Source organism: Akkermansia muciniphila (assembly GCF_040616545.1).
In the GTDB taxonomy this organism is placed as follows: Bacteria; Verrucomicrobiota; Verrucomicrobiia; order Verrucomicrobiales; family Akkermansiaceae; genus Akkermansia; species Akkermansia muciniphila_E.
The window spans coordinates 2,298,813-2,315,773 of the sequence record NZ_CP156688.1 but is presented as its reverse complement, the minus strand read 5'-3'; the positions used below and the strand labels follow the sequence as shown (position 1 = coordinate 2,315,773).

The 16,961-nt window shown below is 59.0% G+C and carries 12 protein-coding genes and 1 tRNA gene; 6 read left to right on the top strand and 7 right to left on the bottom strand.

The window, feature by feature from the left end; all coding sequences use genetic code 11:
* The first annotated feature begins 179 nt into the window (after positions 1–179).
* From ABGM91_RS09480 to ABGM91_RS09470, 3 genes are all read left to right on the top strand, one after another.
* Entirely contained in the window at positions 180–2,342 is a 2,163-nt protein-coding gene (locus ABGM91_RS09480) for an AMP-binding protein (protein ID WP_354831813.1), read from the top strand.
* A gap of 3 nt (positions 2,343–2,345) precedes the next feature.
* Positions 2,346–3,710: an exodeoxyribonuclease VII large subunit gene (gene xseA / locus ABGM91_RS09475; protein WP_354831810.1), complete on the top strand. Its 1,365-nt coding sequence runs from the start codon at positions 2,346–2,348 to the stop codon at positions 3,708–3,710.
* Positions 3,711–3,851: 141 nt separating this feature from the next.
* Entirely contained in the window at positions 3,852–4,166 is a 315-nt protein-coding gene (locus tag ABGM91_RS09470; RefSeq protein ID WP_102713961.1) for a hypothetical protein, read from the top strand.
* A gap of 322 nt (positions 4,167–4,488) precedes the next feature.
* Here ABGM91_RS09470 and ABGM91_RS09465 read toward each other — a convergent pair whose 3' ends face one another.
* The 5 genes from ABGM91_RS09465 to hisD form a co-directional block, all read right to left on the bottom strand.
* Positions 4,489–6,081: a hypothetical protein gene (locus ABGM91_RS09465; RefSeq protein ID WP_354831807.1), complete on the bottom strand. Its 1,593-nt coding sequence runs from the start codon at positions 6,079–6,081 to the stop codon at positions 4,489–4,491.
* Positions 6,082–6,158: 77 nt separating this feature from the next.
* Positions 6,159–7,808 carry a tetratricopeptide repeat protein gene (locus ABGM91_RS09460; protein WP_354831804.1) on the bottom strand — a complete coding sequence of 550 codons (1,650 nt, stop codon included), beginning with the start codon at positions 7,806–7,808 and terminating at the stop codon, positions 6,159–6,161.
* A gap of 201 nt (positions 7,809–8,009) precedes the next feature.
* The gene (locus ABGM91_RS09455; RefSeq protein WP_354831802.1) at positions 8,010–8,906 is read right to left on the bottom strand and encodes a hypothetical protein; all 897 of its coding nucleotides are present in this window, start codon (positions 8,904–8,906) and stop codon (positions 8,010–8,012) included.
* Between the two features lie 26 nt (positions 8,907–8,932).
* Complete coding sequence (locus ABGM91_RS09450; RefSeq protein WP_215428683.1) at positions 8,933–9,577, bottom strand: TetR/AcrR family transcriptional regulator; 645 nt, start codon at positions 9,575–9,577, stop codon at positions 8,933–8,935.
* A 27-nt stretch (positions 9,578–9,604) separates the two neighbouring features.
* Positions 9,605–10,903, bottom strand: a complete 1,299-nt coding sequence (hisD, locus tag ABGM91_RS09445; protein WP_354831799.1) for a histidinol dehydrogenase — start codon at positions 10,901–10,903, stop codon at positions 9,605–9,607.
* A 202-nt stretch (positions 10,904–11,105) separates the two neighbouring features.
* Here hisD and sucC point away from each other — a divergent pair, with 202 nt between their 5' ends.
* The 3 genes from sucC to ABGM91_RS09430 all read left to right on the top strand — a co-directional run bounded on the left by sucC (position 11,106) and on the right by ABGM91_RS09430 (position 13,986).
* Positions 11,106–12,287 (top strand): ADP-forming succinate--CoA ligase subunit beta, encoded by a 1,182-nt coding sequence (gene sucC / locus ABGM91_RS09440; RefSeq protein WP_215428685.1) that lies wholly within the window; start codon positions 11,106–11,108, stop codon positions 12,285–12,287.
* Between the two features lie 21 nt (positions 12,288–12,308).
* Positions 12,309–13,196 carry a succinate--CoA ligase subunit alpha gene (gene sucD, locus ABGM91_RS09435; protein ID WP_022397860.1) on the top strand — a complete coding sequence of 296 codons (888 nt, stop codon included), beginning with the start codon at positions 12,309–12,311 and terminating at the stop codon, positions 13,194–13,196.
* Between the two features lie 175 nt (positions 13,197–13,371).
* Positions 13,372–13,986, top strand: coding sequence for an NAD(P)H-dependent oxidoreductase (locus ABGM91_RS09430; protein ID WP_354831795.1), 615 nt, complete (start codon positions 13,372–13,374; stop codon positions 13,984–13,986).
* A 286-nt stretch (positions 13,987–14,272) separates the two neighbouring features.
* On the opposite strand, the gene ABGM91_RS09425 is transcribed toward ABGM91_RS09430, so the two are convergent.
* Together ABGM91_RS09425 and ABGM91_RS09420 are read right to left on the bottom strand one after the other, a co-directional pair.
* Positions 14,273–14,365: transfer RNA gene (locus tag ABGM91_RS09425), tRNA-Ser, on the bottom strand.
* Positions 14,366–14,688: 323 nt separating this feature from the next.
* Positions 14,689–16,839, bottom strand: coding sequence for an ATP-dependent DNA helicase RecQ (locus tag ABGM91_RS09420; RefSeq protein ID WP_354831793.1), 2,151 nt, complete (start codon positions 16,837–16,839; stop codon positions 14,689–14,691).
* Between the last annotated feature and the right edge of the window lie 122 nt (positions 16,840–16,961).

Here is a 16,961-nt window from a genome sequence, read left to right as displayed (position 1 = left end):
CCCTCCGGCCCGTTCCATGAAAAACAATATCCTTCCCATAAAAAACATGCTTCCGCTGCGGCTGTATTTTTCCGCTATTCATGGATGCCGGGAACCGGAATGAGGGCGCCTTTCCTACTTGCCCTCCGCACCTCGAATTGCTATCATGAATGGAGCGAGTTTCCCCACCTATTTTTCTCATGGCCATCTTCGGTTCCTCCAATCTATCCGACTCCGGCGACCTGCTGATTTTCAACAAGGCATCCCACAAAACCCTGCTTATGCTCGAAAAGGAACTGGGCAGGGAGCGCATCACCTACCTGGTGGAAGAAGGCCTGCCCCCGGACACATCCATCGCCGCCCATCTGGAATCCACCAGGGCGGACGGCATCCTGTTCCAGGCGGGCTCCAGCGATCCCATCGCCCTGCGCGCCGCTATCATGGAGCGCATTAACGCAGGAAGGCGCGTGGTGTTCCTTCCCGGCCCGGTGGCGCACATCAAGGGCTCCATCAGCCAGATTCCCCCGCGGGTCATCAAGGCCCTGGAAGCGCTCCACATTTCCCCCGTACCGGTTTACGTGGGCTTTTACACCAGCTCCGTGCTGGATGCGGAGGCGGATACGGACGTCCAGGCGGATATCCAGATCCATATTCTCCCCAAGCTGGCCCCCGGCGCTGAAATGGCGCCGCGCCTGACCTCCGCCTGGCTGGAATGCTCCGCCCAGGCTTACGCCACGCTGCCCCAGCTTCACGGCTCCCTGTCCGCCCTGCTGTTCCGCAGCCTCAAGCAGCATTCGGATTGCCGGGTCATTGACGGCATTGACGACACTACGCTGACCTACGGCCAATTGCTGGCCATTTCCGTGGCCTTTGCCAAGCGGCTGAAAAAGATCACCTCCAACCGCCGGGTGGGCATCATCCTGCCGCCCGGCAAGGGCGCGGCCATTGCCAACCTGGGCTGCCTGTTCGCCGGGAAAACGCCGGTGAATTTCAATTATTCAGCCTCGGAAGGTGCTTTTGCCAGTTCCGTAAAACAATCCGGCGTGGACTGGTTCATCACGGCGGACACGTTCATGCGCAAGCTTCAGAATTTCCCATGGCCCCCCCAGCGGGACCTGATCTTCATGGAAAGGGAAATTCCCCTGCTCAAGAGTTCCGCCAAACGCTGGGGCCTGGCCATGAAGTTCCTGACCGCCGGGTTCATGATCAGGAAGCTGGGGCTGGACGCGCCCACGGGCGCGGACGAGGCCGTGCTGATGTTCACCTCCGGTTCCTCCGGAGAACCCAAGGGCGTGCCGCTGACCCACCACAACCTGCTTTCCAACATCTCCCAGTGCTCCTCCCGCATCACGCTCGCGCCGCAGAGCAGGTTCCTGGGGAGCCTGCCCGTGTTCCACTGCTTCGGCATCACCATCGGGCTGTGGTACCCCATGATCGGCGGATATGACATGGTTACCTACCCCTCCCCGCTGGAAGCCAAGCGCCTGGGCGCGCTGATCAAGCAGTACGGCATCAGCCTGGTGGTCACCACGCCCACCTTCCTGCGCGGCTTCATGAAACGGTGTGAGCCGGATACCTTTAAAACCGTGCGCTACCTGATTGTGGGCGCGGAGAAGCTGCCGGACGATCTTTCCGCCGCTTTCCGGGAGAAATTCGGCACCATTCCGTGTGAAGGCTACGGCCTGACGGAGGCCTCCCCCGTCTGCTCCGTCAATTTCATTGACCCGGCTCCCTCCAACCCCGCCGGAGACTTCATTCCCGGCATGAAGAAAGGTTCCGTGGGAGCCCTGCTGCCGGGCATAGCCATACGCATCACCAGCCCTCATACGGGCCGCGTGGTGCCCTCCACCACGTCCGGCATGATCTGGCTGAAAGGGCCGAATATTTTCCCCGGCTACCTGGGAGGGCCTGAAGCGGACCGGGACATTTTCGTGGACGGATGGCTGAAAACCGGGGACATAGGCTCCGCGGACGAATTCGGCTTCCTGAAGATTGAAGGCCGCATTTCCCGCTTTTCCAAGATAGGCGGGGAGATGGTTCCCCATGAAGCGCTGGAGGCCGCCATCATGAACATCTGGAACCTGGACCCGGCGGACGAGGAACGGCGCATAGCCGTCGTCACCATTCCGGACCCCGTGAAGGGGGAGGCCGTGGCCCTGCTCACCACGCTGGTGACGGATTACGTGCACCAGGCGCGCACCCTGATCAGGCACGGCCTGATTGACCAGGGGCTTCCGGCCCTGTGGTGCCCCAAGGAGATTATTCCCGTGGAGCGCATTCCGGTGCTGCCGTCCGGCAAGCTGGACATCAAGCAATGCAGGATGCTGGCTTATGAAGCGCTGAACATCCCCTTTGAACCATAATTTATGGAATTCCCGGAGGAAACGCCCGCAGCCCCCAGGCCCATCACGGTTAAACAGCTTGTCTACCGCCTGAGGGATACGGTGAGCATTGCCGTGGGCACCCAATGGGTGGTGGGGGAACTCAGCAACGTAAAGCACCACACCAGCGGCCACGTTTACTTCACCCTGAAGGAACAGGGGGCGGAAATCTTCTGCGCCTTCTTCAAGGCGGCGGCCTCCAAATGCCCCGTACGGCTCCAGGAAGGGATGAAGGTCCATGTGCTGGGAAGCGCCACCGTGTATCCGGACCGGGGGCAGCTTCAACTGGTCATCAGGCAGGTGAAAGCCGCCGGACAGGGGGACTTGCAGGCCCGTTTCCTGGAATTGAAGGAAAAACTCCAGCGGGAGGGATTGTTTGATGCGGAGCGTAAAAAAGGCATCCCCGCCTTCCCGCGCGCCATCGGCATCATCACCTCCCCCACCGGCGCCGTCATCCAGGACATACGCCATGTGCTGGAACGCCGCGCACCATGGGTGAAGGCCTATCTGCTGCCCGTGCGCGTGCAGGGGGCCGGAGCGGAGCATGAGATAGCCGCGGCGGTCCGCGCCTGGTCCCACGCGGCCCTCAACGGCCTGCCCCCCGTGGACGTGCTTATTGTGGGCCGCGGCGGCGGCTCCATTGAGGACTTGTGGAATTTCAATGAGGAAACGGTAGCGCGCGCGATTTACGAATGCACCGTTCCCGTGATTTCCGCCGTGGGGCATGATACGGATTTCACCATTGCGGATTTTGTGGCGGACCTGCGCGCGCCCACTCCCACCGCCGCGGCGGAACTGGCTACGCCGGACGGCCCCGAATGGCTCCGGAAACTGTCCAGGATGGAGCAGTCCCTGCACGCCTCCGCCCGGCATTCCCTGTTGCGTTCCAAGCTGAAACTGGATGTTTACCTGCGTGGAAAACTGCTGGATGCGGATTCCCTGCTTTCCCCCTATGCCCAGCGCCTGGACGACATGGAGGAGACCCTGCTGAATGCCTCCGCCACGCGCATTTTCCAGAACACACTTCATATCAACCAACTGGAACACCAGCTCCAAATGCGCCACCCGGCGCACCGCAACCGGGAACGCATGCAGCTCCTGGATTCCCTCCGGGCAGGATTGGCCCATGCCGCCGCCGCGCGCATGGCTGAGTTTGCTTCACAACTGGCTCTTCTTCAAGCCCGGGTGGATGCCCACAGCCCGGAGCAAACGTTGCGCCGGGGGTACGCCCTGGTAGAAAACGGGCAAAAACAGCTGATTCGCCAAACGAGCCAGGTCCAGCCCGGGGAAAAATTAAAAGTCCGTGTCTCCGACGGTTGTTTTTTTGTCAAGGATGACACATCACAATAAACTGTCCACAAACACCTAGAATCGCATTTCTTGCACTCAATCTAACAAATTGTGTTTTTTCTGGATTTTACAGGAAGTGAGACCTATCCTAATAGAAGCCTGTCACTGCTCCTATTACCCGGTCCCATAACTTCTGTACATATGCCTTGTAAAAACATCACCCGTTACACTTACGAAACAACAGCCTTCCAGGGCTACCGGTTGGCTATCTGTAAGAACAAGCGTTTGTTCACTCGTTATTTCTCCGATTCTCAATACGGGGGCGCTGACGCGGCGCTTCAGGAAGCGATGAGAGTGAGAGATAACATTTTCAACCTTTTTGAGCAGGGCAACCTTACGGTTAGCCAAATTTTCGCAAAATATACAGTGCGCTCACGCCGGCAGTCCGCTGCGGACCGCCGTGAAAAAATGATCCACGGAAAGAGGACTCTTCAAAAAGCCAAAGTCCGCGGCTAGGGAAACTCATTGAAGCTGTTTCCCGGCTTCAATGCCTTTGCTGAATTATACCGGAAACATTACATTCGGTAAAATGCGGCTCATGCTTCCATTCCGGCAATAATACCGCCCCTGCTCCCGGTGAGCGGCCCCTATGGGCATCCGCCGCAAGGAAAAGACGGAAGCATCAACCTAGGGACTTTCTCCCCCCTCTGCGGTGGAGTATCCGGGAATGCCTGTTGCCGGAACGTCTTACAGGTATGGGGCAGCTTCCGCGCCATATGCCGGAATTTCCATCTTTGCCTCTGGACATTCCTCTCCGGTGAGGGTAACGGAAATTCTGTTATCTGCGGCGCCGGCGGGAGGCGGGCTTTTCCAGTTCTTCAGCCGGAGCTTCCCCTATTTTGGCCAGTACCCTGCGCGCTTCCGTGGTCCTGTTCTGCTTAAGGCACACATTCGCCCAGTTCCGGTGGATTTTCTTGTAAAGCTCCTGTGACTGGATGGAGGCCAGATTGCTCTGGAGCTTGGCCTGGTCTTCCGCGCTCAACGCGTCCCACTCTTCCACCAGCTTTCCATACTGCGCTTCCGAGAGGGCCCACTGTTCCCTGCCGGCGCTTATCTCCGCCTGAAGGTTCAGGATGACGGGCTGGAGGGCCTGGACAAACGCCGTGTTTTCACGGGCCACCTTCATGGCCTGGTCCAGATATTTCATGGCCTGGTCATAATCCTGCGCCTTCAGGAAAGCCGCGGCAACGTTTACATCCTCATAAGCGCGTTTCACCAGGGCCTCCGCCTGTCCGTATTTTTCAAGCTGGGTACGCAGGGCGGCAATGTCCTGGCTCAGGCTGGAGCCGCTGAGAATGCGCGGCGCATCCACGCCCAGCGTCATGGCGGTTCCTTCCGCACGGGAAAGCAGGAGGCCGGCCTCCTTTAAATCCCCCATCTGCATTCTGACCTTCGCCAGGGCCAGCATGGTCTCCGGCGTGCAGTCCATCTCCGTCTCCGCGGCGCGGAAGCAAATCAAGGCGGCTTCCAGCTGGTCAGCCATGGCCTTCAGCTTCGCCTGGGAATACTTCCGGCGCGCATTGAGCGGCATATTCAGCTCATTCAGGATGATGCGTCCCATGTCCGGGCTGGCGGTAAGCCGGAATTTGGTGAGCAGTTCCCGGGCAATGACGCTGCCCGTGGTGCCGGGCTGGCCCGTGGCCTTGTCCGGCAGGGTATCCTGGAGCAGAAGTATTTTCACCATGCTCTTCACGTCCTCCGGCTTCTTCAGCCTGCTCCTCATCACGGGAGAAACGGCCTGCTGGCACAAGGAGGAAAAACGCTCAAATTTGGCTTGGTCATACGCGTAATGGGCCAGCGGTTCCAGGCATGCCAGACGGATGGAAACCTGGTCCTCCGGCGTATTCTTCAGAATCACCTCATAAAGCTTTTCCGCCGTGGCGTCATGCTTGCGGGCGGCAAACTCCCGCGCCCAGTTCAGGCTCACGCCCAGAAGGCGCCCCCTGTCCTCCGCCGTCATGGAGGCGGAATCGGCCAGCTTCTTTTCCAGCAGGGACGCCAGCATGGGTTCGGACTCCTTCAGCATGCCGCGCCTGTCCATTTCCACCGCCAGGAGCCACGTAAAGGAATCCCGCGCTTCCGGGGAGTTCATCCATTCCACCTGCTTGTCCACGGAGGCGGCCAGTTGCGCCAGCTCCGCATCAGAGCCGTTCCAGGAGGCCAGCATGCCCTGCAAGTGCCCCATGGCCTGGGTCTGGCTGTGCACCTCATGAATGGTCGGTTTGAACCATCCTTCAATCGTGGGCCAGTACTGGATGTATCCGAACCAGAGGCCCCCCAGCACCACCAGAAAGAGAACGGGCTTCCAGTAAGACTTTTTTTTACGTGAGGGACGGTAGGGTTTGTTGGAAAAATGGCGCTCGGAACTCATGCAGGCATTGAGCCAAAAAGACGGCACAAATCAAGCAAAATAAACACCTCCCAACGTCTTACGGGAATCAGTGAAAGCTAACGCCGGGAAGACCTGGAGCTTCCGGACGGCCTCCGTCCCGGAGACTCCATGCGCACGCGGGGAAAGCCGGATTCCTTCCAGCAGGCATCCCCTTTCTCTTTCATGCCCAACTCATCATAGCAACGGCCCAGCTGCTTGTAATTTTCCGACCGCTGTTCCCCTTCCAGCATGGGGAGCACCGCTTCAAAGGCTTCCACGGCCTCTTTCCACTGCTCCCCGTCGCACAGGGCGTATGCCTTGCATAAGTAGGACTGGACCAGCAGGCTCTTGCGCTCCGGCCCTTCTCCGCATTTCAGCAGGGAATCCACCGCTCCGGCGTAAGCGTGCAGGGCGCTTTCCCGGTCCCCGGACATATCGCTGGCAAGGCCCAGCGAATAATAAACGCGGCCCAGGGACAGAGTGTCAGAGGCAAAATGGGATTCCCGGAGCTCAAGGGCCTTTTTCAGGTTTTCCCTGGCCTTGTCTCCCTCACCGGCATCCAGCCACGCCTTGCCCAGCCCTTCCCGGGACTGGGCGGAAATGACGGGGGAAGAGGCGCTGTTATTGATAGCTTTCTGAAAATCAGAGCGGGCCTCCGGAGCGGCCTTGCGCATGATGTTGACCCACCCCCTCTGGTCGTACAGCCCGGCCCAGAATGCATGGTCCGCCGGCAGCACGCCGCGGGCGGCGCCTTCCGCCTGGTAAAGATAAGCCAGCGCTTCCTCATAATTCCCCTGTTCCGTGGAAATGCGCGCCAGGCCGCGCAGGGCGTTGAGGCAATCATTCAGCAGGTAGGGGGCGTTTTCCGAACCGGAAAGGCCCTTTAAAAACAATTCCCGCGCCTCTTCCTTCCTGCCGGCTTCCAGCATGGCCTCCCCCATGCTGATGCTCGCCAGGGCCAGGTCACCGGTCGTCTTGTCCGGCTGGGGGCACAGGGCCAGGGCCTTCTTGAAATACGCGCGGGATTCCGGAATGCGCCCCGTGGTGCGGGCCAGCCTGCCCTGGGCGGCCATCAGCCTGGACCTGACCGGAAGGGCGTCCGGCCCCAAATGGGCGGCGGCATCCACGGCGCGCTGAAGGAGGGTATTCGCCTCATCATTCCTGTTCAGCATCTGGTCAATGGAGCTCATGGTCTGGAGGGCCTTCACCAGTTCCGCGGCCATTCCCTCCTTTTCATACCCCTCCACAGCCGTTTTCAAATAATCATAAGCCGGAGAATACCGGTGCACTGACAGAAGGGCCTGCGCCACGGCATCCGCACGGGGCGCCCATGTGCCGTAACGCCCCGCGGCGTAGCCAGCGTCAATCAGTTCCCTGGCCGTGGGCAGCGCGCGGTCCACGCCGTCCCGGCTGATCAGTTCACGGGTAAGGCCCCAGGCCGTCTCCGTGCGCAATTCCGGATCCCTGATCCATGCCAGGCGTTCATCCCGGTTGTCCAGAATGCCGGCCAGGCTTTCACGGGAAGCAAACACGTCCGCCATGAAGCGGGATAAATTCTGCATGGCCTTTTCATCACTCTTCTGCACCACTACCGCAGGGGTAGCCAGCATCCCTTCATCATGGCCTATGCGGTACGCCATGTGGTACGTCAGGAACTCCAGCAGCATCACGAGCACGCACAAGCACAGGGCAATCAGCCACTTGGTGCGCGGGGACAGGGGTTTCAAAGGAGAAGAGGCCTGCATAACAAGTGCATAACGTTACCGGGAGCGCTCTGAATTTCAAGCTTTTTGCATGGAAGGAGCTCCTGCGCCCTTCATGAAGGCAGCAGGAAAACCTCCGTCAACCGTTTCCCTGTCAGCCATCGTGAGCAGGAGAAGCTGCCGCTCTCCGGCTTCCTCTTCCGGAAAAGGCAACGGCGATTCCCGTCAGCCGTTCCTGCGCCTCCGTTCGGATGCCCGGTACAACTGCCAGGCATTCCATAAATTATGCCACAGCACGTAAAACGTGGGTCCCAGCGCGGCAATGGGGCTGGCATACGTCAGCGCCAGATAAATGGACAGCGTGGTATTCTTCTGCCCCAGGGCCTGGCTGCCCTCCGCGGCGCGCGTGCGCCCCCCCAGCAAATGTCCCAGCCCGAAGTTGATCCCGCAGATCAGCAGGGAAACCGCGCCGATCTGCTCCAGCACGCGTTCCGAAATGCCGTCACGGGAGGAAATATCATAAGAAGCGTTCGCCGCGATCAGCACCAGAATCACCACCCAGATGCCAAAAGTGACGTCCTTCAGCTTCCGCGGCCACGCAATGGCCCGCGGATAAAAACGCCGCGCCGCCAGGGCCAGGACCAGCGGCAGCAGCATCACCAGGGAAATATTCTCGGCCACGTTCAGGTAAATCTCAAAGCCCCCCTGCCCCACGACCGCCGGAAGGATGAAGGGAAGCAGGGCGCAAATGACGCCATTGGCCAGCAGGAGGGCGGTCAGCATGAACTCCACGCTGCCTCCCAGCAGCCCCATTACTACCGGAGCCGCCGTAGCCGTGGGCATGATGCCCACGAAGAAGGCGGCCTCCGCCAGATACCCGTCCCCAAAAACGAGGCGGCATACGCCCCAGGCCGCCAGGGCCACGAGCAGGTTGGCCCCCACCAGAAGCCAGTGCGTCCGCTCCGGCTTCATTCGCTTGAAGCGGATGCCCAGGAACGTCACAAACAGCATGACGATCAGCATCCACTTGAATGTCCAGCCATACACGTGCAGGCCGGGCATCATGTACCCCGCAATAAAAGCCGCCACAATGGCAAACGTGCGGATGAGGGACTTGAACATGTGGAATGCGGACGACAGTGAAACGGTTACGCGGGTTTTCCGCACAAATGGATCAGGCCGTCCACCTGGCGGACAATCAGTTCAAACAAATCCTGCACGCTGCCCTTGGGAACCCGGTTGTTCTCCATCAGCTCCATAATCATCCGCAAACGGGTCAGCAGGCCGATCATGATGCTTTCAATAGCCAGCACCGTCCAGAAAATCTGGTACGTGGAAGCGTCCGGAAACATGGTGCGGATGCAGTCATGCAGCCGGCGGCGGATGGGGGAATACACCTCCTTGATATACTCCACCGCTATCTCCGGAGTCTGCACATGGCAGATGCCCAGCAGGCGCAGGTAATGGGGGAAATTGCCCAGGTCTTCCAGCTTCACATGCAGGAGGCCGTGGAAGGAAGGGTAAACATAGGCATGGGCCAGCGCCCGCACCGTGCCTTTTTCCATGGCGTCATCCATCATGGAAATCCGGAAATCCCGCGCCTGCGGCGCATACTTCATCATGACCGCCTTCCAAAGCCCCTCCTTGCCGCCGAAATAATAATTGGCTGAGGCGATGTTGACGGAGGCCTGCTGGGAAATCATGCGCATGGAAGTGCCCGTATAGCCGTGCTCGGCAAACAGGCACTCCGCCGCATCCAGCAATCGTTCCTTGGTTCCTTGCTGTTGTTTCATGGGGGGAGTAGGTGGGGAAAGTCTGGATTACCGGTCAACGCGCGCGGCGCGGACCTGGAGGGAGTGGTTGTGGGCGTCCAGCCCCTCCACCCTGGCGAACTCCGCCACATACGGGGCTGATTTAAGCACGGAATCCCGGTTCATCCGCACCACGCTGGTGCGCCGCTGAAACTGGTCCGCCCGCAGTCCGGAAAAGGACTTGCCGGCCCCTCCGGTGGGCAGCGTATGGCTGGGCCCCGCCAGAAAATCCCCGCAGGCTACTGTGGAAAGAGCGCCGGCGTAAATGGCGCCCGCCGTGCGGATGCCGTCCAGCACGGCGTCTTCATCCCGCGTGACGAGCACCAGGTGCTCCGGGGCAAAGGCGTTCACCAGGTCCACGCCTTCCCGGATGGAAGAGACCAGAAAACCGTAAGCGTGCTTGTCCAGCACCTCCCGGATAATTGCTCCGCGGCTCAGCAGGGCGGCCTGGCGCTCCACCTCCGCCTCTACCTGCTCCAGCAGCGTTTCCGACGTGGTGACAAACACCACCACGCTGTCCGGGCCGTGTTCCCCCTGCGCCAGCAGGTCCGCAGCCAGAAACTCCGCATCCGCGGTCTCATCCGCCAGCACCATCACTTCACTGGGGCCGGGCAGCAAGTCAATGGCGACGGCTCCCACCAGCTGACGCTTGGCCTCCACGACAAAACGGTTGCCGGGGCCGAAAATCTTTTCCACCGGCTTCACGCTCTCCGTCCCCAGCGCCAGGGCAGCGATCGCCTGGGCTCCGCCTGCTTTAATAATCTCCGTAGCGCCGGAAGCCTTCAATGCGTATAAAAGAGCGGGATTCACCCGTCCGTCCGGCCCGCAGGGCGTAGCGGCCACAATCTCCCGCACGCCGGCGGCCTGGGCAAAACCGCCCGTCATGATGGACGTGGACACCAGGGGAGCCTTTCCGCCGGGAATATAAATGCCCACGCGGTCATACGGCAGGAAGCGCTCCGCCACCTCCACTCCCTGCGCGTTTACGCCGGACCAGTCCTGCCTGCGGCTGCGGTCTGAAAAATAATGGATATTGGCCAGGGAGGCGGCAATGGCCTCCTTCACGGAATCCTCCACCGCGGCTTCCGCCTCCGCCAGCTCTTCTTCCGTCACAAACAGGGAGGAAGGGTCCAGCTCCACCTTGTCAAACCTGGCGGCGTAATCAAAAAGGGCCTCGTCCCCGCGCGCGGAAACGTCCCGGATAATAGCATTCACGGTATCCCTTACGGAATCCTCCGGGAGGGCGCGGCGGTTCATCCGGCTTTTCATCTCGTCAAAACAGGTGTCGGAAGGACGGTAAATTTTCATAAAAGATATAATACGGAAAAATGAGAGGAAAGTTTCACAATCTTTAAGCATGCAGTCAAGCCTTCTGTCTTCTTTGATTTCCAAAGGCGCTCCATGAATCCCCCGGACAAAAAATCAAAAGACCAAACCATTCTCCCTTGACCGGCACAAAAAACAGGCATAGCCTTTCTTTCGCAAACATTTGGCCGAACGGCCCACTGTCATGAACATTCACGAATATCAAGCAAAACAACTCTTTGAGCGCTTTGGCGTGGCTACCCCCAAGGGCATCGCCGCCGCTACCGCCCAGGAAGCAGCACAAATAGCCCGGGACATGGGCGTCTCCCAATACGTAGTTAAGGCACAGGTACACGCTGGCGGACGTGGCAAAGGCACCTTCAAAAACGGCTTCAAGGGCGGCGTGCACGTCGTTGACTCCGTGGAAGAAGTGGAAGATGTGGCCGGCAAGATGCTGAACCAGGTTCTGGTTACCAAGCAGACCGGGGAAACCGGCAAGCTGGTCAGCAAGATCATGGTGGCGGAAGCCGTGGACCTGAAAAAGGAATGCTACTTCGCCATTCTCCAGGACCGCGCCCGTGAATGCCCCGTCATCGTAGCCAGCACGGAAGGCGGCATGGACATTGAAGAAGTGGCCGCCACCCGGCCGGAAGCCATCATCCGCGAACACATTGACCCGGCCCTGGGCATCCTACCCTTCCAGGCTCTCAAGATCGCCGTGGCCCTGGGCCTGACCGGCCCCCTGCTCCGCCAGGCCACCAAGCTCATCACCAACGTTTACAAGCTCTTCACCGCCCTGGACTGCTCCCTGGTGGAAATCAACCCCCTCGTGGTCACCACGGACGACCGCGTGTGCGCGCTGGACGCCAAATTCAACTTTGACGACAACGCCCTGTACCGCCACCCGGAAATCATGGAAATGCGGGATGAAACGGAAGAAGACCCCCGTGAAGTGGAAGCCGGCAAGTATGACCTGAACTACATCGGCCTGGATGGCAACATCGGCTGCATGGTGAACGGCGCCGGCCTGGCCATGGCCACGATGGACATCATCAAATACTACGGCGGGGAGCCCGCCAACTTCCTGGACGTAGGCGGTTCCGCCACGGAGGAAATGGTAACCAACGCGTTCCGCATCCTCACCAGCGACAAGAATGTGAAGGCCCTTCTGGTCAACATCTTCGGCGGCATCATGCGCTGTGACGTCATCGCCCAGGGCATTGTGGCCGCGGCGAAAAACATCGACATGAAAATCCCGCTCGTCGTCCGCCTGGAAGGCACCAACGTGGAAATCGGCAAGAAAATCCTCGCAGACAGCGGCATTGCCATCATCCCCGCCGACAACCTGGACGAAGCCGCCCAGAAAGCGGTGGCAGCAGTCAAATAACCCTCACCATTTATTACGACAATGACATCTCTCATTGACAAGAACACCCGTCTGGTCGTGCAAGGCATCACCGGCAGCGCCGGCGCATTCCACGCCAAAAACTGCATGGACTTCGGCACCAACGTCGTCGCCGGCGTAACCCCCGGCAAGGGCGGCCAGCTCTTTGAAGGCAAGGTCCCCGTCTTCGACACCGTGGCGGAAGCCAAAAAGGCCACGGACTGCAACGCCTCCATGATCTTCGTTCCCCCGCCCTTTGCTGCGGACGCCATCATGGAAGCCGCGGACGCGGGCGTGAAGCTCATCGTCTGCATCACGGAAGGCATCCCGGTACAGGACATGCAGAAGGTGAAAGCCTTCCTGAAGGACAAGGACGTGACCCTCATCGGCCCGAACTGCCCCGGCATCGTCAACCCCGCCGCCAACTGCAAGATCGGCATCATGCCGGCCTACATCTTCAAGCCCGGCAGAATCGGCATCGTCTCCCGTTCCGGCACGCTCACCTATGAAGCCGTCTGGCAAGTCACCAACATGGGCCTGGGCCAGAGCATGTGCATCGGCATCGGCGGCGACCCCGTCCACGGCATGACCCAGCAGCAGGCCGTTCAATTCTTCACGGAAGACCCGAACACGGACGCCTTCATCATGATCGGTGAAATCGGCGGTTCCGAAGAAGAAGAAGCCGCCGAATGGATCAAGAACAACTGCAAGAAGCCCGTCGCCGCCTTCATCGCAGGCGCCACGGCTCCCAAGGGACGCCGCATGGGCCACGCAGGAGCCATCGTGGCCGGAGGCAAAGGCACCGCCGCCGCCAAGCAGGAAGCCCTGAAGGAAGCCGGCATCGTGGTGGCCAAGACGCCCGCCCAGATGGGCGCCGCCCTGGCAGAAGCCATGAAGAACAAGGGCATGTAACCCATCCTCTTCATCAATTCACTAATTCACATCCAGGCGCCTTCCCTCACCGGAAGGCGCCTTTTTATGGAGGAATACGGCCATTGATCCCATAGCTCCGGTTTGACTTGGCCTCCAGCCGGAGCTATTCTCTCCGGTAAGGTTTTTTCAAAGAACAGTTATTCAAGCAGCCGTTATGAACATATCCGTTATTCTGGGGCATCCCTACAAGTACAGCTTCAATGCAGCGATTGCCGCAGCAGCGGCGGAGGCATTAAATAAACAGGGTCATCATGTCCTGTTTCACGACCTTTACGGGGAACAATTCAATCCCGTTCTTCCGGACACAGAACTGGTCAGCGACGTTCCGGAAGATACTCTCACGGCCCTCCACCAGCGGGAAATCAGGGAGGCAGACGGAATCGTCATCATCCACCCCAACTGGTGGGGGCAGCCTCCGGCCATCATGAAAGGCTGGATTGACCGCGTACTCCGGGAGGAAGTGGCCTATACCTTCCCCAAAGGAGACAACGGGGGAGGCGTGCCCATCGGCCTGTTAAAAGCAAAAGCGGCGCTCGTCTTCAATACCTCCAATACCCCTGCGGAAAGAGAGCGGCAAATCTTCGGTGATCCTCTGGAACACATCTGGAAAGACTGCGTCTTCAGTTTTTGCGGCGTCAACGTCTTTGAAAGAAAAATGTTCCGCATCATTGCCGACAGCACTCCGGACCTGCGCCGCAAATGGCTGGAAGAAGTCAAGGAAACCGTAGCTAAATATTTCCCGCATCATAAAGAATCTCCCAGCACTTAACCGGAGATCCCTGTAAAAAGTCAAAACTCCATTACGCCAGTCTTTCCATGTATGGAAACCGCCCTCACTGGAAGAAATAAGGGGAACAAAAGCGTTCATGCCCGGTCCCCGGGACATTGCCGATCATTAGAATTTCAACAAACCGGAGTGCTTCCTTATCGCAGCCATTAAACACGATTGCCGCTTCAGAATGCCGGGCTATCCGGAGAAACCTGAATTCCTGCATTGCAAGAAATAAAAAAACCTGATTTTATCAGGCTTTCAACGTTCAACATTATAAAAATAATGGCGGAGCGGGAGGGATTCGAACCCTCGGTACCGGTTTTGCCAGTACGTTCCTTTAGCAAAGGAGTGCTTTCAGCCTCTCAGCCACCGCTCCGTCTTGGGTAATGTGTGGAAAGGAAAGTACACACTTCTCAAAATGATGTCAATACATAAATAACACGGACAGGAATTACTCCAGGCAGTATACGGGTAAGCCAGTTTGTTTTCCTTCCCGGATTTGAGGACGGCTTTCCACTGGAATTTCCCATCCGGATTCATGGAACGCGCCCAGTTGGGGAGGCTGGTCATTTTCCCGCTTTCCGGCATGGAAACCGTACACAAACCGCCAAACAGGGAAAAGGAGGCTCCATCCCAACATGGCAGCCTACGCCGGACGCCCGCACTCCGTTACCACAGCTCAGCAAAAGCAGGGAGATGTTAAACCCCGCAATGCTCGGCAATCACTTCCAGGAAGTCATCCAGATACTTCGCGGCTTTTTGCTCCCCAATGCCATGTACGTTCATGGCCCCGCGACGCGTGGTGGGCTTCAGACGCGCCAACCCCTCCAGGGTGGAATTGTGGAATACGGCATAAGCGGGAATTCCCGCTTCACGGGCCAGTTCATTCCTGAGCTCCTTCAATTTCAAAAACAAGTCTTCGTCAAACTCGCCCAGGGACGTCAAATCCCCCGTGGAGCGCACCCTGGTCTGCCCTGAGGAGGCAGAATCTTTTCCCCTGCGGGCAAAAGGCCAAATCATGGAGGCTACCTTCCGCCCCATCATCACTTCATTACCTTTCGGACTCAGGGTAATCAGGGGACGGTCCGCCTCTCCGCTCATTTTGGTCAGCCCCGCCATCTGCATGGCGCGGAACAACTGGCGGATGTCGTCCTCGCTCCACCGGGCAAGAATCCCATAAGTGCTCAACCGGGACAGGGAGGTTTTCAAAAGTTCCTGGGTTTTCGATCCCTTGAGCATCTGGATGATTTTCGTCTTCCCCCATCTTCCCTGCCAGGAGCCGTCCCCCATGCGCACGGACGCGCGGGCAATTCCGCTCAAGGCCTGGCGGACTACCTTGTTTTCCTCCTCACCCAGGGACTGGCCCTCCTCCACACCCAGCGTCATGCACTGGTCACACCGGCCGCAGGGGGCGCTGTCCTCTTCTCCGAAGTAATTCAAAATCCACTGCTGGCGGCAGCCGGAGGAATAAGCGAATTCCGTCACCGCTTTCAATTTTTCCCGGTCCCTCACCTCCTTTTCCCGCAGGGACTGTTCGTCCAGAGGAATCTTCAAGCCGCTTACGGAGGGATCCGTCACTCTGGTAAGCTTCACCCGCTGTCCCGGAACGTCATGGCGGCTGATTACTCCATTGCGCATGAGAACGGACAAAGCCGCGCCCACCTGCATGGCATTCCGGCATTTAAGGCGTTCCGCCATTTCCTCCAGGGACCACGCCACATCATGGGTCTCCGCACTGCAATGCTTCCGCAGCAGTTCGTACAGCTCCACAATCAGCGGAACGCCGGGATTCACCCCTTCAATGAAAAACTCCTGGGTCCGCAAATCCGCATGGTTGAACAAAAGCTCGCAATAGGCGTCGTCTCCGTCACGGCCCGCACGGCCGGCTTCCTGGTAATAGGCCTCCACGCTGCCGGGAACCTCAAAATGGGCCACGAACCTGACGTCCGCACGGTCAATCCCCATGCCAAACGCATTCGTGGCAATGACAATGTCCGCGTGACGGTTCATGAAGGCGTTCTGGGCTTCTTCCCGCTGGGCATCCGTCATGCCCGCATGGTAGGCCGTCACATTCAGGCCAAGGTCGGAAAGGGCCTCATGCACCTGCTCCACCTTCTTGCGGGTGGAGCAATAAATAATTCCCGTCTTATGGAGCTTTACCAGCTCATACAGCCTCTTGTACTTATCCTTGTGCGTATCGCACGCCGTAATGCGGAAATGCAGGTTCTCCCGCGCAAACCCGCGCACGATCGTCACCGGATCATCCAGCCCCAGATGCACCAGAATATCCTCCCGCACACGGGGAGTGGCCGTGGCGGTCAGGGCCGCCACCTGGGGCTGTCCCATCGCTTCAATAGCCCGGCCCAGTTTCAGGTAATCCGGGCGGAAATCATGGCCCCACTGGCTCAGGCAATGCGCCTCGTCAACGGCCATCATATTGATATCCACCTCCGCCAGAGCGCGCATGAATCCCTCATGGCCGAAACGCTCCGGAGCCACGTACACCAGCTTGAACGCCCCCTCCTTCATGCCGGCAAGGCGCTCCTTCTGTTCCGGGAAGCTCAGGGAACTGTTAATCATGGTGGCGGGAATCCCCCTGGCCACAAGAGCGTCCACCTGGTCCTTCATCAGGGCGATCAACGGACTGACCACCAGGCAAACCCCGTCCCGGCAAAGGGCCGGAAGCTGGTAACACAGGGACTTGCCCCCGCCGGTGGGCATCACCACCAGTACATTGCGGCCTTCCATGATGGAGGAAACCACGCGGTCCTGCCCTTCCCTCAAGCCGGAAAAGCCGAAGTGCTCCTTTAATGCCTCCATCGGCGATCTGATCACCTTGAATCCACTCATTTTCTCCGTTCAGTGTGCCACAGGCCATTCCGGGACGCAACGCCTTTCCCTTTTTCCGGCCCCCGGAGTTAACGGACTGTGCATGAAAGGGTCATTTCCCGCGAAAAGAAAAAATGAGATTT

Bases quoted from the DNA above. Each gene is read 5' to 3' on its own strand.
- ABGM91_RS09420 (WP_354831793.1), bottom strand. From the start codon at position 16,839: ATGAGTGGATTCAAGGTGATCAGATCGCCGATGGAGGCATTAAAGGAG.
- ABGM91_RS09480 (WP_354831813.1), top strand. From the start codon at position 180: ATGGCCATCTTCGGTTCCTCCAATCTATCCGACTCCGGCGACCTGCTG.
- ABGM91_RS09455 (WP_354831802.1), bottom strand. From the start codon at position 8,906: ATGTTCAAGTCCCTCATCCGCACGTTTGCCATTGTGGCGGCTTTTATT.
- hisD (WP_354831799.1), bottom strand. From the start codon at position 10,903: ATGAAAATTTACCGTCCTTCCGACACCTGTTTTGACGAGATGAAAAGC.
- sucD (WP_022397860.1), top strand. From the start codon at position 12,309: ATGACATCTCTCATTGACAAGAACACCCGTCTGGTCGTGCAAGGCATC.
- ABGM91_RS09470 (WP_102713961.1), top strand. From the start codon at position 3,852: ATGCCTTGTAAAAACATCACCCGTTACACTTACGAAACAACAGCCTTC.
- ABGM91_RS09450 (WP_215428683.1), bottom strand. From the start codon at position 9,577: ATGAAACAACAGCAAGGAACCAAGGAACGATTGCTGGATGCGGCGGAG.
- xseA (WP_354831810.1), top strand. From the start codon at position 2,346: ATGGAATTCCCGGAGGAAACGCCCGCAGCCCCCAGGCCCATCACGGTT.
- ABGM91_RS09465 (WP_354831807.1), bottom strand. From the start codon at position 6,081: ATGAGTTCCGAGCGCCATTTTTCCAACAAACCCTACCGTCCCTCACGT.
- ABGM91_RS09430 (WP_354831795.1), top strand. From the start codon at position 13,372: ATGAACATATCCGTTATTCTGGGGCATCCCTACAAGTACAGCTTCAAT.
- sucC (WP_215428685.1), top strand. From the start codon at position 11,106: ATGAACATTCACGAATATCAAGCAAAACAACTCTTTGAGCGCTTTGGC.